Genomic DNA, 22832 nt, shown 5'->3' with positions numbered 1-22832 from the left:
TAGAGCTACTGTCAATCCAATTCTACTCTGCTAAATCTCACCTTTTTCACGGTACATCTGCTACCCTACAAGAAAATGATTTGCTGTATTTACGGAGCAAAGAGAATAAATCGCTTATCGATAAAATAGGGCGGACTTGCTGGAGGAGAATGACTCGGGGTGTAGTGTTAAGGATGTCCGAGGGCTAAAAGACCATTGCGCATACAGTTCATCTAAGCAGAAATCGCTAAGATGAGCTAGCAAAATGACAACGGTTCTTTAGTTGGCATTTACCGATCCCACTACCACCCGAGGCATTCTCTGGAAGCAAGACCGGCCGGCTTTCTCATTCTTGGTAATAGCGAATATGGTCATTTACGGCAGTCAGACGAAAAGCGGTCGTATCGGTCGAGGCAGTTAAGTTTTCGTTGGTTAGAGGAGTTTGGAATACTTCTTCATAAGCTGCCACGGATAATGCCTGGCGATTTGCAAGCAGGGCGTTGTGGGCGTCAGTCAGCAGATGCTCTTGATATCCCGAGACTAGTCGTCCTGTGAAAAATTCAGCAACAGCGCCAGAACCATAGCTAAATAAGCCAAGTTGGTCCCCTGCTTTTAACGTTTGGCTATTTTCTAAGAGAGAAATCAAGCCAAGATACAAAGAACCAGTATAGAGGTTGCCCACGCGACGGCTGTAACGAATACTTTCTTCGTATTGAGCTAGGATGCGATTTTGTTCTGCTTCAGATTCCTGTGCCAAGCCTACCAGCAAGGCCTTTTTGCCCATTTTTGTATATGGAATATGGAAAGCGAGAGCGGCAAAATCAGCCAATGTTTTTTGATACCGTTGCTGGTATTCTTGCCAGACGGTTTCGAAAGCTTGGATATAGGTTTGATTTGAAAGCGGGCCGTTGACCACAGGATAAGGTTCCCCTGTTGGACGCCAAAAATCATAGATATCTTGGGTGTAGGGGACACTTTCATCAGAGAGGGCTAAAATCCGCGGTTGACTAGTTACTAACATAGCCACGGCGCCAGCACCTTGGGTCGGTTCTCCTCCTGAGTGTAAGCCGTATCGCGCAATGTCAGAGGCAATCACCAAGGCTTTCCGCTCGGGATGAGCCAAGACGTACTCTTTGGCAAACTGGAGGCCAGCTGTTGCGCTATAACAGGCTTCTTTTAATTCAATCCCTCGTGCGAAAGGTTGAATCCCTAACAGGCGATGCAAAACGACAGCGGCGGCTTTGGATTCATCGACACTGGATTCGGTTCCGAGGATGACTAAATCGATGGTTTGGCGATCCTCGTCAGTTAAGATTGGTTGGGCTGCATTGGCGGCTAAGGTGATGATATCTTGGGTGATTGGAGAGATGGCCATCTGATCTTGACCGATACCAATGGTGTATTTGGCTGGGTCCACGTTGCGCGCGTTGGCCAACTCTGTCATCTCTAAATAGTAAGGTGGTACAAAAAAATTGAGTTTATCAATCCCTGCAGTCATATAGGACCTCCTTGATAATGTGATGGGATGGTTTATGTAAAAAGCAGGCTCGGTTTATTCCTGAAAGGGCAATGATAACAGGAATAGGCTTATTTTTACAAGGAAAAAATTCCTTCTTAACGTTAGCATAAAAACAGCAAAAAGCGGTAGTAAAAATTGATTATTTAAAGTTTGTTAAAACTTTTTAATTGTCAGCGGGCACTGGAGAAGAGAGTATTTGTTTTTGCTCTTTAAAATGGTATATTGCAAGTTGGAGGTGGCAAATTTGAAAGAAGTTGTCATTATAGACGGACTACGTACCCCGATTGGAAAATTTCGTGGCGGTTTAAAAGATTTGACCGCAGTGGAATTGGGGACCCAGGTAACCCAAGCATTATTAAGAAAATATCCAAGCCTCAAAAAAGACCTTACTCAGGTCTATTTTGGCAATGTCTTGCAGGCGGGGAATGGCCAAAATCCGGCACGCCAAGTAGCTTTAGCCAGTGGCTTGGCCAACACGGTACCAGCGACCACCATCAATGAAGTGTGTGGTTCCGGTTTGAAAGCCGTCATGTTTGGTCGCCAAGCTATCTTATTAGACGAAGCCGAAGTAGTTTTAGTCGGTGGAATTGAAAGCATGACCAATGCGCCAAAACTCTTGCCTTACGATGCTGCTACAGGCGGGTATGGCGAACCGCTAGCCAGCATGATTATCGATGGCTTGACAGATGCTGACAGCGGGCAACACATGGGGTTAACAGCCGAAAAAGTTGCTGAAGAATTTCATGTAACCAGACAAGAACAAGATGCTTTTGCGGTAGCTTCCCAAAAAAAAGCTGCCGCTGCTCAAGCAACCGGGGCTTTTGCTTCAGAAATTATCCCAGTCCAACTTCCTGACGGGGTGATGACAGCCGATGAAGGGATTCGACCAGATTCCAGTGTTGAAAAACTCGCCACTTTAAAAACAGCCTTTAAAGCTGAGGGTACCGTGACTGCCGGCAATGCTTCCACCATTAATGATGGGGCTGCAGCGTTGTTATTGGCATCGAAAGACTATGCTGATCAGCACCAAATCCCTTATTTAGCAGTGATTCGTGAAACAGCTGAAGTCGGTATCGACCCAAGTATTATGGGGATTTCTCCGATTCAAGCGATTCAAAAATTACTAAAAAAAGCGAATCTAACAGTGGCGGATGTCGATCTTTTTGAAATCAACGAAGCCTTTGCGGCATCTTCTATCGTGGTAGAACGCGAACTCAAACTTCCATCAGAGAAAGTCAATATTTACGGTGGCGGGATTTCATTGGGGCATGCCATCGGTGCAACGGGTGCTCGGATTTTAACAAGTTTAAGCCACCAATTGCAAACCCATCAAAAACGTTATGGCGTCGCTTCTTTGTGTATCGGTGGCGGGTTAGGATTAGCCCTTTTGATTGAAGCCGTTCCCCCAAAAAAACCTGAGGAAACAGCAAAAAAAAAACGTCATCGGTTTTATGAGTTAACCACTGAAGAACGGTTAGAGCAACTTCTGCAAAACGAAGTCATCAATGAGGAAGTAAAAAATGAACTAGAAAAAACGGCTTTGGCCGAAGAGGTGGCTGACCATCTCATCGAAAACCGTATCAGTGAGGTGGAGATTCCGTTAGGGTTAGTCCCGCAATTGACCGTTAATGGCAAATCCTATGCTGTACCAGTGGCTACTGAGGAACCTTCCGTGATTGCCGCGATGAATTATGGGAGTAAGATGGCTGGTAATATCGCGGTGGAAATGCCTCAACGATTTGTTCGCGGGCAGATTGTCTTACAGCAAATCACTGATCAACAAGCGCTTATCAAAACCATTGAATCGTTGCGGGCGGCGTTGTTTGCCTGTGCCCGTGAGGCCTATCCATCGATTTATCAACGAGGAGGCGGTCTTCAAGAGATCCAACTTCGGGCAGTGGGATCAAGCTTTGTCTCTGTAGATTTTTTGGTGGATACAAAAGATGCGATGGGTGCGAATTTACTGAATACGATGTTGGAAGCTTGTGCTGATTATTTACGTCAAAAACTTCCCAATGAAGGGATTTTGATGAGTATTTTATCCAATCTCACCACAGAATCCTTAGTGACTGCCACTTGTTCAGTACCTATCACCCATCTAAATCGAGGGGGAAATGGGGCAGAGGTGGCTGCCAAAATCGCTGCTGCTTCTGATTTTGCACAGTTGGATCCTTATCGCGCAACCACTCATAATAAAGGAATCATGAATGGCGTAGATGGCATATTATTGGCAACGGGGAACGATACCCGAGCCCAAGCCGCAGCTTGTCATGCTTATGCGGCACACTCGGGACAATATCGAGGCTTAAGCCAATGGCAAGTTGTGGGGGATAATTTGGTGGGACAATTGACCTTGCCTTTAGCAGTTGCTACGGTAGGAGGAGGTACTCGGGTCTTGCCAAAAGCGCAGGCAGCTTTGCAAATCCTAAAGGTATCTTCTGCTACTGAACTAGCGCAAGTTATCGTAGCCGCCGGACTTGTACAAAATTTGGCGGCCTTGCGAGCGCTGGTTTCGGAAGGAATTCAACAAGGACACATGGGGTTACAAGTCCGCTCGTTGGCCATGGCAGTTGGAGCAGTAGGTGAAGAAGTTTCCCAACTGAGTCGTTTATTGAAAACGGCTCCTCAAAAAAATGAAGCTACAGCTAAAGCATTATTAGCTGAACTTCGTCAAAGAAAATAAGACTTTTCCCAATAAAACGAGCCCTTTCTAGCGTAGTGCTGGAAACGGGCTCGTTTTTAATAGATAATGAACATATAAAAAATTAAGCTCTAAAACGGCTGATGGTTCACGAAATAAGTGGCGTATTACGCCGTCATTGTGATATTACGAAAAATGTGGAATTTCGCTTCGTAGCCTATAAGAACTTGATGCTGATTAAGCCTAGTATGCAAAAAAGCGTATCTCCCAATGTTTATCAATGGCAGATACGCTTTTTTTACTGGTCTAAACAGCGATTTAGCGTTGTGTTAACGGTGTGTTGGCAAATGCTTCAATAACAGGAATCACTTCAGTTTTTAGTTTGTACTTACGATCCAAAGCTTTTTCGATGGTAAATTCGCCAACCTTTTGCGTTCCAATCGTTGCTAATAGGCGGTCTTCTTTAGCCGTTTTTTCTTTCACAAGGATTTGATCAGCAGCTGTGATTACAAAGAATTTAGGGAATTCTTCCATAGCCTTTGTGAAAGCAGCTGTCGTTAAGACTGCTGTTTTCTCAGTGGATTCAGCAGTCGCAGTTGTTTTGACTTCAGGTGCTTTTTCTTCAGCTGTTTCTTGGTTAGTAGTTGCGGGCTCATCAACAAGTGCTGCAGCTGCTTCTTGGGCTGGAGCTATTTCACTTGGAGCGGAAGCGGAGGCGATGGTGGCTTCCGTTGCAGGAACGTACCAGTAGCTGGCAATTTCGTGGGTTAAATTGGTAGTAAACTGTTCCAATACCGCTTTTTCTTGTTTTTGAACTCGTTTGATGATGCTGACAAAAGTCTCATCGATGGGAACGATCAAAGGTTTGGTTTCGGTCCCAGGTGTGTTGTTGACAACTAGCAATTGCTCATGGTTTTTGGGGTTCAAGCTAGCGGTGATATCCAAGTTGTACAGCTTAGTTGCAGTTTGTTCTAGATGACGAAATAATTTTTGACGAGTGTTGTCAAAAGAGGGGCGAAAAGCCTTCATCAACTTTTCTTTTTGTTTTTTCTTCATAATGAAACTCCTTTACATGATAGCGCTTTGCCACCAAAATAGGCTTGCAAGCGAATAAAATCCTCTCTGATTATAATGAATAAAACGATTTTTGAAAAGAGATATGTAAAAAAAGATGGCCTATCGGAAAGTTTTCTGTAAGACTAATGAGGGTTCACTAATTCTTTTCAAGCATTGAAATCCTAGTTCTCAACTTGACAAAAAATTTGTAAGTTAGTACTCAAAAACTGAACAGAGCGCCTCATAGAAATGAAAAGAAGCCATTCTTTCAAGGCTGATGCTTGAAAGGTAGGCTTCTTTTAGTACCAGGCATAGAGATATTTAGCTTTACGAACGAGCTCTCTTCGCCTTGCTTGTTAGATGTCTTTTGAAGGAGAAAACTGATTTTGTCTCGGAAGCGGCTAACGTGATGATGATCAGTCATCTGTGAGGGTTTCATAGCCTGGTATCAAAACAATTAGCGCTTCATCGGCATTTTTGGCAATCAAATAACCTTGCCAATGATCGAAATAAACCGTTTCTCCAAGAATTTCATGAAGTTTAGCCATCAATTGCTTCTGACTCCAATTGCGGGCCGGAAAATGTTGGACGAGCTCCGGGAAAATCAGAAACACAAAGGGCTGTTTAAATGTGTCGGTGACGGCTTTTGGTAGTTGATTTAAGTCTTCTTTGTTCATTGCTATTACCTAAAAGGTAGCTTGGTCAGGATCGCTGGTTTTTCCGACAACACCATCTAAGCTATCCAAAAGTGCCATATCAGCTGCTGATAATTCAAAGTCAAAGACCTGGATATTTTCTTCGATACGACTTGGTGTTACCGATTTTGGTAGCGGCAAGAAACCATGTTGTAAGGACCAACGCAAGGCGATTTGAGCAATCGTTTTGCCATGTTTATCTGCTAATTGCTTCATTTCTGGCACCTCAAAAATGCGTCCAGTGCCTAGGGGGCTATAAGCTTCTAACAAAATATTATGGTCCTTGCAATAGCTGACCACTGTTTCTTGTTTTTCGCCAGGAGCCAAGAAGATTTGGTTGACCATGGGCATAATTTTTGCTGTCTTTTTCAATTCTTCAAGATGGTGGGGACGGAAATTGGAAACGCCAATTGCTTTAATTTTGCCAGCTTCATAGAGCTCTTCCATCCCCCGCCAGGAATCGGCGTTGGCCTGCTGCCAATGATCTCGGAAAGCGATGGGATTTGGCCAGTGAATCAAGAAAAGGTCGACATAATCCAATTGCAATTTATCCAGAGATTCTTGGAAACTAGAGCGTGTCAGTTCGTAGCTGTGGTTAGAGTTGGTTAATTTCGTGGTAACAAAAATTTCTTCCCGGGGAAGCTGGCTTTCTTTGATGGCTTGCCCGACGCCTTGTTCGTTGTGGTAACCTTGGGCTGTGTCGATGTGACGATAGCCTGCTGCTAAAGCTGCTTTAACGGAAGCTACCGCAACATCGCCATCGGGAGTTTGCCACGTGCCAAAACCTATCTGGGGAATGGTGATGCCGTTAGCTAAGGTGTAAGTTGCTGTTTCTAGTGCCATTTTAGGGCCTCCTTAATCCTTTGGGTATTTTTGTGAACGCTTCACGAAAAGTTCTATTTAAGTGTAACTCATGGAGAATGAAAAATCATATGTTCCGCTTATCATTTTGGGGTGCTTCATAGGAAAAATCAATAGCAGACCTATTTTTACTTTTCAATAAGGCAGAAAAACTTGGCAGAAACGATTTTTTTTGTGTACACTGGATAGGCATAAAAAAATTTCCTGAAGAGGGATAAAGAAGGAACTGACCAATGGATATTTATTTAAAACATGCAATTTTACATTTGCTGGATCGGGAATCAGGAGCACCGGTCTTTTCTCAGCAACCCCTAGATTTGACGACAGAGTATATTCGTGAGTACCTGACTAAGAAGATTCAAAAGCTAGCAACGCCCCAAACCAAAACCGGTATTTTGGCTGAAGATGGGGCGTTTACCCAGCTAATCCAGCGCTTGCCCCAAGATTTTGTGACGGCATCGGCGGATTTGACGCAACGCTGGTATGAAAGCTATAACCAAAGTGAAGATGCACCGGGTTGTGATGTTTTTGTCGTTCTTTATGAATTAGATACGACGCCCTGTGTCGCTTTTTTGAAAGTGAATTATAACGAAGGCTACACTCATTTTGTCGATAGTGATGATGGTATTTTGAAAAACCAACTAATTATTAACCGCGCGATATTAGCCAATAAAACACAAAAAGCAGATGAAGGCTTTACTGTCGATTTAACCAATATGGCGTATGAGTTGGTGGAGAAAAAATATACTTTTTCTGGTGAGAAGCGTTTGTATTTTTCGACGGAAGTCATCGAAAGCGAGCCACAGCTTTCTCTGGAAGACAATGTGAAGGTCATCAAAAAAGTCGCCGAAAAAATCGGTAAAAAATTTGAAACGCCGAAACACGACTTGCTAGCTGATGTGAAAGAAGCCGTCTATGAGTCCATTGAAGAAACTGGGGAACTGGCGGTGGAAGAAGTGGCTGCTAAAGTTTTCAAAGACAACATCACTGCCAAAATGGCGTTTAAAGAAGAAGTAGCGGAAAAAGGTTTCGTGGATCGGGCACCACTGCTACGAGAAGTGAAAGAATTGACAGAGAAAAAATACGGTAAGCAAAAACTAAAACTTTCCAATGGGATTGAACTCATCGTACCCTTGGATGTTTATCGTGATCCCAATCTGATCGAGTTTGTCAATAATCCGGATGGGACGATTTCCGTCACCATCAAAAATGTGGAAGATGTCGTCAATCGCTTGTAGGAAATATGTTAAAACAAAAAAAGGTTTAGCCAGCGTGTTCCTTCGTCAAACACGTCGGCTGAACCTTTTTAAGTCTAATCATCGGTGGATTCACGAAATCTTTCAGTATTTCCTTATATCAATCATTCCAATTGATCTAGCGCTTTTTGTGGCACTTCTTCAACGGGGACTTCATCCCAACTGAGGACATTTTTTCGAGGATTGACTAAAAGTTTTAAGTAAGCTCCCTGTCGTAGTGGCTGGCTACGATATTCATTCAGCTCAATTGTAATTGCATCTCCTTGGTCATCATAAGCAGGTTGTTGATAGCGATAGTGGGTATCATCTCCAGTTCCGGATTTTTCTCCGGTGGTTGTGATGCGTGTATAAAACTCATTGCCACCATAAAAGTACTGGTAAGTATAGTAACTTCCAGCGCAAAAAACTGCTAGGACGATGAAGCCAATAAACCATTTTTTCAAAACGCCACCTCATTTATCTTGGTATTAAGTTCATTTGATCCACTCTGTGTTGATTATACCTTATCCAAGGGAAGAAAATGCCATAGAGGCCTCTCAAAATAGTCGGAAATCTAGTTTGCTGACACGAGGATCCTTATGCGAGACAAAATTTTTGACTTTGATCAAATTTGACCTATAATAAAGTCAGATTCGAAACTAACAAAAAGTAAGCGTTCGAGTGTAAATTTTTTACAAGGACTGGTGTCAGGTCTATAATTGAAACTGTTGAGAGCCAACTAACCTTGACCCTACAAGCTTTCAAGCACTGCCAATCACTTGTAAGCAGACATTATATTGGAGGGATCTATTATGGCAAAAGAACATTACGATAGAAGTAAACCACACGTAAATATCGGGACGATTGGTCACGTGGACCACGGGAAAACAACCTTGACCGCAGCGATTACTACGGTTTTGGCGAAAAAAGGTTTGGCCAATGCCCAAGATTATGCAGCCATTGATGCAGCACCAGAAGAACGGGAACGTGGGATTACGATCAATACGGCCCATGTTGAATACGAAACAGAAAAACGTCACTACGCTCATATCGATGCACCAGGGCACGCTGATTATGTGAAGAACATGATTACCGGGGCAGCCCAAATGGATGGTGCCATCCTAGTCGTTTCGGCAACGGATGGGCCAATGCCGCAAACTCGTGAACACATTTTGTTGGCTCGTCAAGTCGGGGTTAAAGATATTATCGTCTTCTTGAACAAAGTTGATCTGGTGGATGATGATGAACTTTTAGATTTAGTTGAAATGGAAGTTCGTGAATTGTTGAGTGAATATGGCTTTGCTGGTGACGATATTCCTGTCATCAAAGGTTCCGCTCTTAAAGCCCTTGAAGGGGATCCCGAACAAGAAAAAGTCATCATGGAATTGATGGACACTGTCGATGAATACATTCCAACACCAGTTCGTGATACGGATAAACCATTCTTGATGCCAGTGGAAGATGTTTTCACTATTACTGGTCGTGGGACCGTAGCTTCCGGGCGTATCGAACGGGGGATGGTGAAAGTCGGTGAAGAAGTCGAAATCGTCGGCATTAAACCTGAAACTCAAAAAGCAGTGGTTACCGGTTTGGAAATGTTCCGTAAAACTTTGGACTTTGGGGAAGCTGGCGATAACGTCGGTGTCTTGCTTCGTGGCGTTGGTCGTGAAGAAATCGAACGGGGCCAAGTTTTGGCAAAACCAGGTTCCATCACTCCTCACACCAAGTTTAAAGGGGAAGTGTACATTTTGACGAAAGAAGAAGGGGGTCGTCATACGCCATTCTTCAATAACTATCGTCCACAATTTTACTTCCACACGACAGACGTTACCGGTTCAATTACTTTACCTGAAGGCACTGAAATGGTAATGCCTGGAGACAATGTTACGATTGAAGTCGAATTGATTCATCCAATCGCCGTTGAACAAGGTACAACCTTCTCAATTCGTGAAGGTGGCCGAACAGTCGGTTCAGGGATGGTTACCGATATCGAAGCTTAACAAGTCTTTTAAAGACCGCAGTCTTTTATTGGATTGCGGCCTTTTTTCGTCGCGGCCCTAGATGGGTTTAAATGCTCAAAAGTCTATTTTAAGAAGACATTGTTAAGCATGTCGAAATCTGAAGGTTACGAAAAAAGTGACATGTCTTCGATCGCGATAGATTGGCTGGCGTGAGACCGGCAATTGCTTATAAAGATGTTAGGGCAGCGTATTTTTGTAGCCATGGGTGTCCCCATGAATAGTTCAACCTAGGATTGGATATCTTCCACAGTTAGATTATTGCCAGCAATCATTACCTTATGAAAAAGTAATTGGCGACAAAACCAGGGTGACGGGAGGATTTTCCCAAGAAGGTAAAAACAGTTTTTTGGCAGATTATGCTGGTAATGTGTAAAATGAAAGTGACGAAGCAAGAACAATATGAAAAGCAGGTGCAAATATGAAAACGATCATCGTTGGAGGGACGGCAGCTGGTACCAGTGCCGCAGTTAAAGTTCAAAAAATGGCCCAGGATCCAGAAGTCGTCATTTATGAAAAAGGCGACTTAGTCAGTTTTGGAGCTTGCGGCCTTCCTTATTATGTGGGGGATTATTTTGCTGATAAACATCAAATGATCGCTCGTTCCAAAGAAGCTTTTGAAAAGCAAGGCATTAAAGTGGCTTTACATCACGAGGTTTTGGCGGTAGATACAACTAAGAAAATCGTCACTGTCCGTGATTTAACGACACAAGTGGATTTTGTAGACCACTATGATCGCTTGATGGTAGCTACCGGTTCGACGGCGATCATGCCACCGGTACCAAGAACGGACTTTGCAAATTTGTATACCTTAAAAACGATGGCAGATGGCGTTCGGGTCAAAGAAGCCTTAGCTGATCCGACGATTGAGCATATCACGGTGGTAGGGGGCGGCTTTATCGGTGTCGAGTTCACGGAAGCCTTACTCCATCAAGGAAAAACGGTTCGCCTAATCCAATTGGATGATCGTTTGATGAAGGACTCTTTTGATTCAGAAGTAACCGAACTTTTGGAAGCAAAAATGGCCGAAGTAGGCGTCGAAGTCCATTTGAATGAAGCTGTCACTGAGTTTGTTGGTAACGAAAGAGTCGAAACGGTCGTCACAGATAAAGGGCGTTATGCCACGGATTTAGTATTGGTAGCCATCGGGGTGCGCCCTGCCAATCAGTTCTTGGGAGCTGAGTTTGATACCTTGAAAAACGGGGCTTTGATTGTCGATAACCAAGGGCGGACCAACGTCCCTGATGTGTGGGCTGCTGGGGACAATGCTACCGTGAAACATCTGGTTTCTGGTGTAGATAAATACTTGCCACTAGCAACTGGCGCCAACAAGTTAGGACGGGTAGCGGGGGAAAGTATTGCCGGTGGGACTACCACCTATCCTGGTACATTGGGAACTTCTGGCGTGAAGTTTACGACCTTGGAGTTGGCACGTACAGGTTTATCGGAAAAAGAAGCTCAATTGTTGGGTTTGGCTTATAAGACGATTGTGATCAATGACAAGAACCAAACGGATTACTACCCTGGGCAAAAAGATATTCGGGTAAAATTAATCTACGAAGCAGGGACACGACGGCTCTTAGGCGGCCAAACTGCTGGCGAGAATGGCGCAGCTTTGCGAATTGATGTACTGGCGGCTGCTATTGCAGGAAAACTCACCACTGAAGATTTAGGCTTGCTGGATTTGATGTACGCACCACCATTTGCCCGAACATGGGATGTCCTGAATATCGCGGGGAATGTGGCAAAATAAATATGTAAAAAGAGCGCTGGTATGAGTGAGACCAACGCTCTTTTCTAATAAATCAGGGAATTATACAAACTTAAGCATCAAAAAGCTAACATACCGAAAATTAGGAGGCAAATCTACTCTGATACTGATTTTTAGGAAAAGCTGAATTATAGTTTCGTAGTAATTAAGTTGACGGTTGCTAGACCGGCACATGCCAACTACAATCCAAGTAATTTGGCGGAAGTAATTTCACTCCTGTTTTGGATGGAAGGAGAAGGCCTGATAATATTTCAAGTTCCCAAAAAAAGTTCATGGACTAGAAATAAAAGCCGGGAATAACCTGCCATTTTGATGTTGCAAACAATGAATCGTTTTGTTGAGCTTACGAGAAATAAATGTAACTGTCATAGCAAAGCCAACACAGCTGTTTTGTTTAAGTTTCTAAAAAGAATTGCGAGGATTCTGGTCAAGAAATACTGAAAATAGTAGTATGAAAAAAGACCTTTTTATCGGTAAGGGCTAATTTATGGCAAGTCCTGTAGCTTGATAAATGATTCTGGTCAAAAAGTTTAGGAGGCTAAACGCTTGGTAAAACGAATTTTTAAGATCCTTCTGAAACTTGGGCTCTTAATCCTCATCGTTGGAGCTGTCTATTTGGGATTTCGTAATTACATGATTTTAAAAGATGTGCATCAATATGATGATGAGATTGCCACGGCAGCCAAAAAATATGATGTGGATGACCAGACGGATTTGATTTCAGCGATTATTTTTACGGAAACCAAGGGTCGTCACGAAGATTTGATGCAAAGTTCTGAAAGTCGCTATGGGGAAGCTGGGCAAATCAGCAGTGAAGCGGATTCTATCGATGCTGGGGTCGCTTTTTTAGCGGAAGCCTTGAAAGCTGCCGATGAAGCGGGGTGTGATGAATCAACCGCGATTCAAGCGTATAATTTTGGCCTTGACTATATTGACTATGTGGCAAAAAATGGCGGCAAAAACACCAAAAAAATTGCTGAGAGCTATTCACGAGATGTCTTATCGCCACAACTGGGCAATGATCAGCAATCGAAATATCGCTATTGGGGGTTGCATTCCTTGTTGTATAACGGAGGCTACCTTTATCATAACGGTGGTAACTTGTTTTATTCGGAAATCGTCCAATGGAATCAATGGAAAATTGAAATGACGAAATTTTTATTTTAAATTTGCCCTACAGACCAGGTGTGGTACACTGTAGCATATGCAATGAAATAGAGGTGGCTTGAGTTTAATGAAAAAGCAAATAGCAAACACAGAAAAACACCAGAGCAAAGACTGGCTTTTGCGTTTTGTCAAAGGGATGTTTATCGGTTCGGGATTTATTTTACCAGGGGTCAGTGGCGGGGCCTTGGCAGCAATTTTTGGGATTTATGAACGGATTATTACTTTTTTGGCTCATATTACCCGCAATTTTAAAGAAAATGTCCTTTTCTTTATCCCTGTCGGATTAGGGGGCGTCACGGGGGTTTTCCTTTTATCCTTTGTGGTGAGTTTCGCCTTAGGAACCTATGAAAATATCGTCTTGTGGTTTTTTGTCGGATGTATCTTGGGAACCATCCCTGCTCTCTGGAAAGAAGCAGGTAAGAAAGGACGGAGCAATCGTGATGTCCTGATTTTAGTGATCAGCTTTGTGGCAGGGCTACTGTTCTTGTGGAAAGGTTCAGCATTGTTTAGCCATGTGGATCAAAACTTCTTTACTTGGATTATTGCTGGGGCATTAATTGGGTTGGGGATGATTGTACCGGGTTTGAGCCCATCAAACTTCCTTGTTTATATGGGGATGTACAAAGCGATGTCTGATGGAATTAAAACGTTGAACTTCGGGATTATCATTCCCATCGGCATTGGCGGGATTGTCTGCGTCTTAGGCTTATCCAAAGTGATGGATTACATCTTTAGTAAAGCCTATCCGCAATTGTTCCATTTTATTATGGGGATTGTCTTTGCTTCCACCGTAATGATTGTACCGACTGATTACAGTGGCTTTACTGCTGGCAACTATGTAGCTTGCGTGGTGTTATGCCTCGCGGGGATTGCTTTAGGGGCTTGGATGAGTCGTTTGGAAGAAAAATACAAATAATCATTGGAACGTCTGCGAAGGATTTGTCATGATCGCCGACGTTCTCTTTTATTTTTGACATGAAAGAGCTTATGCAAAAGACTTGAAAATCAAATTTAATATGTTACAATAAATGATGTATAATTAGGTCTTTTTAACGGTCGCGCTGATGTCTATTGGTGCGATTTTTTACCGCGACGGACCGCTTATATTTGCAATAACAACGCATACCATAGACAGTTGTTGAACAGATTGTGAAGGGAGTGAGGCGTATGGCAAGGATTCCCCAGCAGTTGATTGATGAAATCCGGGAAAAAGCCAATATCGTTGATGTCGTGGGTCAATATGTTCAGCTGAAAAAAGCCGGTAAAAATTACTCAGGGCTCTGTCCGTTTCACAATGAAAAAACACCTTCATTTTCAGTAGCAGAAGATAAACAGTTCTATCATTGCTTTGGTTGTGGTCGAGGTGGCAATGTTTTTGGTTTTTTACAAGAAATCGAAGGCATCAGTTTTCCTGAAGCGGTGGCTAAGGTTGCCGATTTAGAAAATATCCCCTTGGCTCAAGAATATCGAGAAGCTTCAACTGAGGCTGTCGTCAATACCCAACAACGCCAACTCATCGCTTTACACGAAAAAGCACAAGAGGTTTATCACCATATGTTGGTGAATACGGCAGTGGGGGAGCAAGCATTGGCTTATCTTCATGAACGAGGGCTTAGTGACGAGTTGATTAGCGATTTTGGAATTGGTTTTGCCCCAAATCAGCGGCAGTTTTTGGAACAGGTTTTTCAGAATGAAGGCTTTGACCGGCAGTTGTATCCCGAGAGTGGCTTGTTTGTAGTCCGAGATGATGCCTCGGTTGCTGATCGGTTTTATCAACGGATCATGTTTCCCATACGCAATCCGCAAGGGAAGACGATTGGTTTTTCGGGTCGTTTTTTTGCAACTGCGGCTTTTCCTGGGGAGGATCAGCCAAAGTATCTAAACTCACCAGAGACAGAACTCTTTAACAAGCGGATGATTCTTTTCAACTTTGATAAAGCTCGCAATCCGATTCGCAAAGAAAATACCGTCTTTTTATTTGAAGGGTTTATGGATGTGATTGCGGCATGGCAAGCAGGTGTCAAAAATGGCATTGCCAGTATGGGAACTAGTCTGACTCAGCAACAGATTTCAGCAGTGGAACGTTTGGCAGATACGATGGTCATCTGCTACGATGGGGACAATGCAGGGATTGAGGCAACCCAACGAGCAATTGGTTTGGTGACGGAAAACAGTCCAATGAAAGTGGCGATTATTCGCATACCTGATGGCTTGGACCCTGATGAATACGTCCAAAAATTTGGTAGTGAGGCTTTTGCACAGTTGGCGCAACATGGCCGCGAAACGATTTTTAGTTTTCAGTTGGATTATTATCGGCGCAAGTTTAATCTTGCCAACGAAAATGATCAGTTGGCTTATGTGGAAACCGTTCTGAAGGAGTTGACCAAGGTTGATTCATTGATTCAACAAGATCATTATTTGACCCAATTGGCTAATGAGTTTCATCTCCAACGAGAAACGCTCCAACAACAGCTTCGAAGTTTGAAGCAAGCAGAAAAAACAACTCGTGTTGCTACCCGCCAGACGCCAACTACAGCTGATTACGCCTACGATGCCCCTCCACCAATGGAATTTGAGGGGGACAGTTACGCTGGGCTATCGCAACCCAATGCCCCACAAACCCCAAGGCGTCCTTTGACTCAAGGAGAGCGAGCAGAACAACAATTGCTCTTTCGGCTATTTGGAGAGCCACGCTTGCTGTATCGTTTGCAAGAAGCAGAGTTGGTTTTTTTACACGAAGATTATCAGGAGATTTACCGTTTATTTACTGAGTTTTATGAAAGTCGGGGAGCCTTTGAAGTCGCCGCCTTTCTCGATTTCCTGGAAGATCAGGAAATCAAAAATAAAGTCATCAATATTGCCACCTTGACGATGCCGGAAGAAAGTACGGAACAGGAAATTCGTGCCCTTCTGCGAGTACTCTACAAAACCAGATTAGCTGATGAAATCAATGAAAAAGTAATTCGGCAGCAAGAAGCTGGGCGAGTAGGTAACACGCAACGGGAACTCGAGTTGGCAGTTGAGATTATAAATTTAAGGAAACAATTGAAGCAAACCGACATTTTTTAAGGGGGGCCTTCTTACACTATGGCTAACGAAGCAAAACAAGACTACGATAAGGCAGTAGCTGCTTTTATCAAAGAAAACAAACCCAAAGGACAAGTGATTTACGACGAATTGTCCAATCAATTGGCCACACCTTATTCACTGGATGCAGATGGCATGGATAAGCTGATTCAAAAAGTAGAAGACGCTGGTATCAGTGTTGTAGATGAAAATGGCGAACCGTCCGTTCACAGTCTCAAAAAAGACGAAAAAAAAGCCGCTGAAGTCAAAAATGAAGATCTCTCCGCACCGACGGGAGTCAAAATCAATGACCCAGTTCGGATGTATTTGAAAGAAATCGGTCGCGTCCAATTGCTGACAGCAGAAGAAGAAGTCGCTTTGGCTTTGAAGATTGAAGAAGGCGATCAAGAAGCAAAACAACGATTAGCTGAAGCAAACTTGCGTCTGGTGGTTTCCATCGCTAAACGGTACGTTGGTCGTGGCATGCAATTCTTGGATTTGATTCAAGAAGGAAATATGGGTTTGATGAAAGCCGTGGAAAAATTTGACTACCGCAAAGGGTTTAAGTTTTCGACTTATGCAACTTGGTGGATTCGCCAAGCCATCACTCGGGCCATCGCTGACCAAGCTCGTACGATTCGGATTCCCGTGCATATGGTGGAAACCATCAACAAATTGATTCGGATCCAACGTCAATTGTTACAAGACTTAGGGCGGGAACCAACACCAGAAGAAATTGGTGCAGAAATGGATCTACCGACTGAAAAAGTTCGGGAAATCTTGAAAATCGCGCAAGAGCCTGTCTCATTGGAAACACCAATTGGGGAAGAAGACGATTCTCACTTAGGGGATTTCATTGAAGACCAAGAAGCTACTAGTCCTGCTGACCATGCGGCTTATGAATTGCTAAAAGAACAATTGGAAGACGTGTTAGACACCTTGACTGATCGGGAAGAAAATGTGCTACGCTTGCGTTTTGGTTTAGATGATGGGCGCACTCGCACCTTAGAAGAAGTCGGAAAAGTTTTCGGCGTGACTCGGGAACGGATTCGTCAGATTGAAGCCAAAGCTCTGCGGAAACTGCGTCACCCATCCCGTTCAAAACAGTTAAAAGATTTCTTAGAATAAACTTTTACAGATTACCGCCACTTTCTACGGAGAGTGGTGGTTTTTTCAATGTTTGACAAATAGCTGGGAAAATATTGCGGGATTTTTGCTACGCTGTGTTAATTTTAAAGAAATCGTAACCTTCCCAATATTGGCGTAGCTAGGATTATGTGATAGATTTACTGTTAGGCAATTGTAATCTTGCTTGGAAATTATGGAAAAGTAAGGAGCAAGTTATTTTGATCAATAAATGTCCACATTGCGGCTTTGAACCCTTGGACGGCAAATTGGTTTGTCCACGGTGCGGCCATGAAATACAAGAAAATATCGCACAAAAACTCCAAGATATTGGCGAAAAGAATCGCAAAACCAATGATTCAGTCGCTTGGTCGGATTTTGCAGACGTCTCTTTGGGTGCCTTGATGTCACAAATGACTCAAAGTGACGAGAAAAATGACGAAAAAGTACCGCCAAAAGAAACGAACACGGAAGAAACGAGCACAGAGGATGCGCCAACCACTAAAGAACAGGACCCACCAAAAACAGCAGTCGCTGCTGATGACGTCTTTGCTGAAAACCCAATTTTGGCCGCCTATATTCGCCAGCATCGGGAAGGGGATGTCGGTGATGGTCCGACTTTAGAGGAGCTAGTAGCAGCCAGTCAAGAAAATACCGCGGAGACCGTTGCAGATCCGACTGACTCAGCTGAAGCAAACCAAGAGCAAAAGTCGACTGCTGATACAGCAGTCGCTGATAATGACGAGTCCAGCGATGTTGAAAATGAAAGCGTTGAAGAGGTATCTGAAGAAGTTGTGACAGCTTTGGATGATGAAGATATCAATGAGCAAACCTCAGCAAAAGCAGAAAACGCCCTTGAGGAGAAGTTAACCTTGGAAGAAGCTGCCCCTGAATTGGCAGATGCGCCGTCTGAAGATACTAGTGAGGAGACCACAGAAGTAGATGGTGATTCCGCTGAAACGACTGCCATTGACCCGGCAGCTGCGTTAACTGGTGATGACGTAACGGAAGCGTCAGGTCTGGCACCTTCTGAAAAAGATTCTGCTCCAACAGAATTTCCCACTATAGTTCCTAATACGGTTGTTGACGAGTCGGATACTGGTGAAGAATTAGCTACCAATCGCGATCAACAGGAAATAGACAGTCAAGCACAGTTATCAGAAGAACAAGGTAGTGATAACCAACCACTTGACGAATTAGAACAAGCGCTTGATGAAGAAGACGTACCTACGACTGCAGAGATGGGTGAAGCTGAAATTGACGAATCAGATACGTTGGATGATCGAGATGTCTCTGAAGCAGCAATGACAGATGACCCTGAGAAGTTTTCTGATGGGAAACAAGAAGACTCCCTCGCTGCAACTGTGACGCCGGCGGCCGCGGTCTCTGGAATAACCGCTGCTGACGACGTTGCTACGTCAGTAGTGGACAATCTGAGTTTGGAAGCAGGAGCAGATCTGGATCCGTTACTAGATTCCACTGAGACGCTTGATTTGGCGACGGATTCAAATGGGGAAGAACCAGCAACTACACCACCGATTTCAGAGCCACAGGAATTGGGCGGTGAGGAATCTAGTTTGGATTTAGAAGGACAAAAAGGCCTAACTGAGGCTGAGCTGGATTCCCTGACAACCGACGAAAGCCAAACTGCCACTGACCTCACGCCAGCAGGCACAGAATCGCTTGATACTGATCCAGTTCCAGATCCTACATTAGCTGATCCAGTCCCCGAAGAATCCCATAATACGCAGGAATACGTCTTAGATCCGGTGACTTACGCTGATGAGACTGAGGAAATGGCTGCTGAACCATCAGTCGAAACGGATACTGCTGTGGAAGATGTAGCTAATCAGGATTCAAACGAACCACGAAAGCCACGTAAAAAATGGCCGATCTTCGTAGCTGCTGCGACGATTGCTTTGATTGGTGGAGGAGGCTATGCTGCTTATCACAATCAACAACAGGCTGCGCAGGCTAAGGTGGAAGCTGCACGGAAAGAAAAAGCTGAGAGCGACGCCATCAAACAATCCTTGGCAGCCTTGTATCAAGATGCTGACCAAGAATTTTTGAAAAAAGGCATTACTGCTGCTGATCTCAGTGCTGTGACCAATCAATTGGAACAGTTCAAAGGGGAAAAGAAAACTTTTGAAAAAGCTTTAACCACCCTCAATGACAAATTCCAATTGCAATCCGAAGTCAATGAGTTGTTTTCTGAGTCAGTGATTGATGGTGATCAACTCAAAGAAAATGTTGCTATTAAATCAGGACCAAAATTGGCGGTTACAGTACCAGAGGAAAAGACAGCTTTTAACCAATTGATGACAAAGGCTGTTGCCAACTACAACCAACAGTTCGAGGCCTTAGCGACTGCTAAAGACGCGGTTGCCCCATTATTAAAAGATGGGCAAGCCATCGCCAAACCTGCGGAAGCCGATTTCAAAGAAGCCCAAAAACTTGTGTCGGCTTTAGTTGATAGTGGGGACAAACAGGCACTTCTGACACAACTGGGTTTGGTCCAGAGGAAAATTGCTGAAAACCAAGCAGCTGCTAAAAAGGCGCAAGCCGAAGCTGCGGAGGCTACCAAAAAAGCTGCTGCTGAGAAAGCCGCTGCGGAGGCTGCAGCCAAAGCCGAAGCTGAAAAAGCAGCCAATGCTACTCAAGAAAATAACTCAGCTGAGGGTACCGATAATCAAGGAAGCTCATTGCCAGCAGATGCTTCGGCAAATATGCAACCCAACAGCGATAACCGGCCGATTTTAGATAGCGTGGCCGCGGATATTGCCGATAGTGAAAATCCAGCGTGGACCTGGGCACCTGGTGTAAAAGCCGATGTCTTAGCTACTTGTATTGAACGAGGGTATATCGTTGAAGGTGGCTACACTTTAGAACCCGTGCGTATCGAAAATGGGGAAGGCTACTACAATCTATATGCGACCAATAATCAAGCCTCACTAACTAAAGGAATGACTGATAACGATCTCCCACTCTACTTGGTGACAATTAATTGTAAAACGGGCTATTTTCGAGGAAACGGGAATGATCACACCGTCCGCTAAAAGCCAGAAATGATTTTTAGAAAAATTCTGAAAAATTCTTGTTCGCCCCTCTTTTTTTCGATATGATGTTTTCAATCGATAAAAAGGGGGGGCATTGTTTTGGAAATAGGAAATAGGCGTTACCAAACTTTTCGTGAAGGAATCCAAGCGTGTGTGCCCACAATGCTGGGGTATTTAGGGATTGGTTTTGCTGCTGGCGTAGTGGAAAAAGGGGTGGGGATGTCACTTCTGGAAATTTTACTGGTTTCAATGTTGGTTTATGCTGGTAGTGGGCAGTTTATTATTTGTGGTTTGCTTGCCATCGGTGCACCAACTTCCTCGATTATTTTTACGGTTTTCTTGGTAAACTTGCGCCATTTTTTGATGAGTTTATCGGTAACCCCTTATTTTCGTGGCAACTCGTTGCTGAGTAATATCGGTCTTGGTACGTTACTCACAGATGAATCTTATGGTGTTTTGACGACAGCGTTGCAAGAAGGGCGGACTGTCACTTCTGCTTGGACCCACGGCTTGAATGTCGCAGCTTATCTGACTTGGATTGTGGCGAATTTATTAGGGGGACTTTTAGGTCAGTTTATTCCTAACCCTGAAAGATTTGGCTTAGATTTTGCCTTGACGGCGATGTTTTTAGGGTTGTGGTTGTTTCAAGTTGAATTACCTCTTAAAAAACGCACCCGGCAAAGCCTGAAAGTCTTGGGAGCGGTGATTGTATCATTACTGGTTTTGATGCGCCTAGCGACGGGAGAGTTAGCCGTTATTGGCGCGACCTTGATCGGTTGTCTTGTGGGAACGCTAACCGCAGAAAAGGCGGTGACTGTATGACTTCCAGTAGTTTTCTTTTTTTAGTTATTGGCTGTGCCTTGGTAACGTGGCTGCCCCGAATTTTACCTTTTACAGTAGCTCATAAATTGGTTTTCCCGGAAAAAGTGAACGTATTTTTAAGTTATTTACCATTGTGTATTTTGACGGCGCTGTTGATCCAAAGTTTGCTGAATTTTCGGCAAGGACAGTGGCCCACCATCAAATTACCCGAATTAGTAGCATGTTTGCCTGCTTTAGTGGTAGGCTATTATACGAAAGACCTCATGAAAATCGTCATCGTAGGCATTATTGGAATTGCCTTGTTGCGATTCCTGCTGGGAGTCTTGTAATCAGACGGGGAGAATCCCCATGGAGGAACGACTATGAATGAATTATTAGCCAATGTATTTAGTGGGTTAATCACTGATGAAAATGATAGCCATTATTTCGTCCAAAAAAATGGCTTTACTTTTCGCTTAGCAAAAACTGAAGGGGAACATCAGCTAGGAGAGGCGGTCGAAGGTTTTGGTTATGTAAACCAAAAGCAGGAGTTAGCCTTCACCACGGTGATTCCCAAAAGCCGTATTGGTCACTATGCCTTTGCCGAGGTGAAAGAAACACGCCGGGATTTGGGGGCTTTTGTGGATATTGGTTTGCCTGACAAAGACATCGCTGTTTCGTTGGATGAACTGCCGACGATGCGGGAACTATGGCCTAAAAAAGGCGATCGATTGATGGTTTCATTACGAGTGGATCAAAAAGATCGCATCTGGGGAACGCTGGCAGATGAGAAAATTTTTCGTTCTCTCAGTCGTCATGGTGTTGACGAACAAAAAAATAAAGATATTACCGGGACGGTTTTCCGCTTGAAATTAGCTGGAACGTATCTGCTGACAGATGATTTTTACATTGCTTTTGTACATCCTTCTGAGCGATATATGGAGCCTCGTTTAGGAGAACAGGTGAAAGGCCGTGTGATCGGTATTCGACCAGATGGGGTATTAAATGCTTCCTTAAAACCTCGGGCCCATGAAGTAATCAATGACGATGCGGAAATGCTGCTTGTTTATCTGGAACGTTCCGCTGAGCATAAAATGCCCTATACGGATAAGTCAGATCCAGAAGCTATCAAAAAAATGTTTGGTATTAGTAAAGGTCAGTTCAAACGAGCTATCGGACATTTACTGAAAGAAAAACGCATCAAGCAAGAAGATGGCTATACTTATCTCATACCTAAATGAGAATGACTTGTCTTATTGACAAAAAGACTTTATAATAAGTTTAATCTAACAAGTATGATCGTTGTTCTTAATTGTATTTATTATAAAGTAGTCATGAGGAGAGCCAAAACATGAACGCAAATGGTACATTATTAAAAGTGAAGAAGCAGCTCCATGAAGCGGGGTTTAAATTGACTCCGCAACGAGAAGCCACTTTATTGGTTTTACTAGAAAATGAAAAGGACCATCTATCCGCCGAAGAAGTCTTCTTTTTTGTCAAACGGAAAAGTCCAGAAATCGGGTTGGCTACGGTTTACCGTACGTTGGAAATTTTGACGGACCTTCGTGTGGTGGACAAGGTGAGTTTTAATGACGGGGTTGCCCGTTATGACCTCCGCAAAGAAGGTGCCAAACATTTCCATCATCACCTGCTCTGCTTGGAATGTGGCAATATTGAGGAGATAGAGGATGATTTATTAGGTGAAGTCGAAGCGGTCGTAGAAAGTCGCTATCACTTTATCGTCAAAGATCATCGTCTGACCTTTCATGGTATTTGTAGCAATTGCCAGGCAAAGCACGAATAAGCAAGCAAAACCTACTTTAAAGTCAAATATTCTTGAAA

The 22832-nt window shown here is 43.7% G+C and carries 18 protein-coding genes; 13 read left to right on the top strand and 5 right to left on the bottom strand.

Annotation, left to right across the window (positions count from 1 at the left end):
- Nucleotides 1–325: 325 nt before the first annotated feature.
- Entirely contained in the window at nucleotides 326–1477 is a 1152-nt protein-coding gene (locus tag ACO03U_RS11335; RefSeq protein WP_204687162.1) for a hydroxymethylglutaryl-CoA synthase, read from the bottom strand.
- A gap of 265 nt (nucleotides 1478–1742) precedes the next feature.
- Here ACO03U_RS11335 and ACO03U_RS11330 point away from each other — a divergent pair, with 265 nt between their 5' ends.
- Entirely contained in the window at nucleotides 1743–4181 is a 2439-nt protein-coding gene (locus tag ACO03U_RS11330) for a hydroxymethylglutaryl-CoA reductase, degradative (RefSeq protein ID WP_204687163.1), read from the top strand.
- 276 nt (nucleotides 4182–4457) lie between these two features.
- Here ACO03U_RS11330 and ACO03U_RS11325 read toward each other — a convergent pair whose 3' ends face one another.
- From ACO03U_RS11325 to ACO03U_RS11315, 3 genes are all read right to left on the bottom strand, one after another.
- A complete protein-coding gene (locus tag ACO03U_RS11325; RefSeq protein WP_204687164.1) occupies nucleotides 4458–5195 on the bottom strand; it encodes a hypothetical protein in 738 nt (245 codons plus the stop codon).
- A 416-nt stretch (nucleotides 5196–5611) separates the two neighbouring features.
- Nucleotides 5612–5872: a hypothetical protein gene (locus ACO03U_RS11320; protein ID WP_204687165.1), complete on the bottom strand. Its 261-nt coding sequence runs from the start codon at nucleotides 5870–5872 to the stop codon at nucleotides 5612–5614.
- Nucleotides 5873–5881: 9 nt separating this feature from the next.
- Nucleotides 5882–6733, bottom strand: a complete 852-nt coding sequence (locus ACO03U_RS11315; RefSeq protein WP_204687166.1) for an aldo/keto reductase — start codon at nucleotides 6731–6733, stop codon at nucleotides 5882–5884.
- A gap of 251 nt (nucleotides 6734–6984) precedes the next feature.
- Between ACO03U_RS11315 and ACO03U_RS11310 the strand changes: the two genes are divergently transcribed.
- Nucleotides 6985–7989, top strand: a complete 1005-nt coding sequence (locus ACO03U_RS11310; protein ID WP_204687167.1) for a nucleoid-associated protein — start codon at nucleotides 6985–6987, stop codon at nucleotides 7987–7989.
- A gap of 122 nt (nucleotides 7990–8111) precedes the next feature.
- Here the strand turns inward: ACO03U_RS11310 and ACO03U_RS11305 are convergent, their stop codons facing one another.
- Complete coding sequence (locus tag ACO03U_RS11305) at nucleotides 8112–8450, bottom strand: YxeA family protein (RefSeq protein ID WP_204687168.1); 339 nt, start codon at nucleotides 8448–8450, stop codon at nucleotides 8112–8114.
- 348 nt (nucleotides 8451–8798) lie between these two features.
- On the opposite strand from ACO03U_RS11305, the gene tuf reads away from it, so the two are divergent.
- The 11 genes from tuf (at nucleotide 8799) to fur (ending at nucleotide 22794) form a co-directional block, all read left to right on the top strand.
- Complete coding sequence (gene tuf, locus ACO03U_RS11300) at nucleotides 8799–9986, top strand: elongation factor Tu (RefSeq protein WP_204687169.1); 1188 nt, start codon at nucleotides 8799–8801, stop codon at nucleotides 9984–9986.
- A 439-nt stretch (nucleotides 9987–10425) separates the two neighbouring features.
- On the top strand, nucleotides 10426–11757 hold the full coding sequence (locus tag ACO03U_RS11295; protein ID WP_161869145.1) for a CoA-disulfide reductase: 1332 nt from the start codon (nucleotides 10426–10428) through the stop codon (nucleotides 11755–11757).
- 564 nt (nucleotides 11758–12321) lie between these two features.
- The gene (locus ACO03U_RS11290; protein ID WP_204687170.1) at nucleotides 12322–12942 is read left to right on the top strand and encodes a lysozyme family protein; all 621 of its coding nucleotides are present in this window, start codon (nucleotides 12322–12324) and stop codon (nucleotides 12940–12942) included.
- 67 nt (nucleotides 12943–13009) lie between these two features.
- Nucleotides 13010–13858, top strand: a complete 849-nt coding sequence (locus ACO03U_RS11285) for a DUF368 domain-containing protein (protein ID WP_161869143.1) — start codon at nucleotides 13010–13012, stop codon at nucleotides 13856–13858.
- Between the two features lie 251 nt (nucleotides 13859–14109).
- Nucleotides 14110–16011: a DNA primase gene (dnaG, locus tag ACO03U_RS11280; protein WP_204687171.1), complete on the top strand. Its 1902-nt coding sequence runs from the start codon at nucleotides 14110–14112 to the stop codon at nucleotides 16009–16011.
- Between the two features lie 18 nt (nucleotides 16012–16029).
- Complete coding sequence (rpoD, locus tag ACO03U_RS11275) at nucleotides 16030–17136, top strand: RNA polymerase sigma factor RpoD (protein ID WP_161869141.1); 1107 nt, start codon at nucleotides 16030–16032, stop codon at nucleotides 17134–17136.
- A gap of 218 nt (nucleotides 17137–17354) precedes the next feature.
- Nucleotides 17355–20189, top strand: a complete 2835-nt coding sequence (locus ACO03U_RS11270; RefSeq protein ID WP_204687172.1) for a cell division site-positioning protein MapZ family protein — start codon at nucleotides 17355–17357, stop codon at nucleotides 20187–20189.
- 162 nt (nucleotides 20190–20351) lie between these two features.
- Nucleotides 20352–21011 carry an AzlC family ABC transporter permease gene (locus tag ACO03U_RS11265; RefSeq protein WP_204687234.1) on the top strand — a complete coding sequence of 220 codons (660 nt, stop codon included), beginning with the start codon at nucleotides 20352–20354 and terminating at the stop codon, nucleotides 21009–21011.
- The gene (locus tag ACO03U_RS11260) at nucleotides 21008–21340 is read left to right on the top strand and encodes an AzlD domain-containing protein (RefSeq protein WP_204687173.1); all 333 of its coding nucleotides are present in this window, start codon (nucleotides 21008–21010) and stop codon (nucleotides 21338–21340) included. The genes ACO03U_RS11265 and ACO03U_RS11260 overlap by 4 nt, the downstream gene beginning before the upstream one ends.
- A 33-nt stretch (nucleotides 21341–21373) precedes the next feature.
- The gene (locus tag ACO03U_RS11255; RefSeq protein WP_204687174.1) at nucleotides 21374–22231 is read left to right on the top strand and encodes a CvfB family protein; all 858 of its coding nucleotides are present in this window, start codon (nucleotides 21374–21376) and stop codon (nucleotides 22229–22231) included.
- A gap of 110 nt (nucleotides 22232–22341) precedes the next feature.
- Complete coding sequence (fur, locus tag ACO03U_RS11250; protein ID WP_161869136.1) at nucleotides 22342–22794, top strand: ferric iron uptake transcriptional regulator; 453 nt, start codon at nucleotides 22342–22344, stop codon at nucleotides 22792–22794.
- The last annotated feature ends 38 nt before the right edge of the window (nucleotides 22795–22832 follow it).

Source organism: Enterococcus diestrammenae (assembly GCF_049384045.1).
In the GTDB taxonomy this organism is placed as follows: domain Bacteria; phylum Bacillota; class Bacilli; order Lactobacillales; family Enterococcaceae; genus Enterococcus_C; species Enterococcus_C diestrammenae.
Note: the sequence above shows the minus strand (reverse complement) of the source record. Positions and strands in the feature narration are given on the sequence as shown.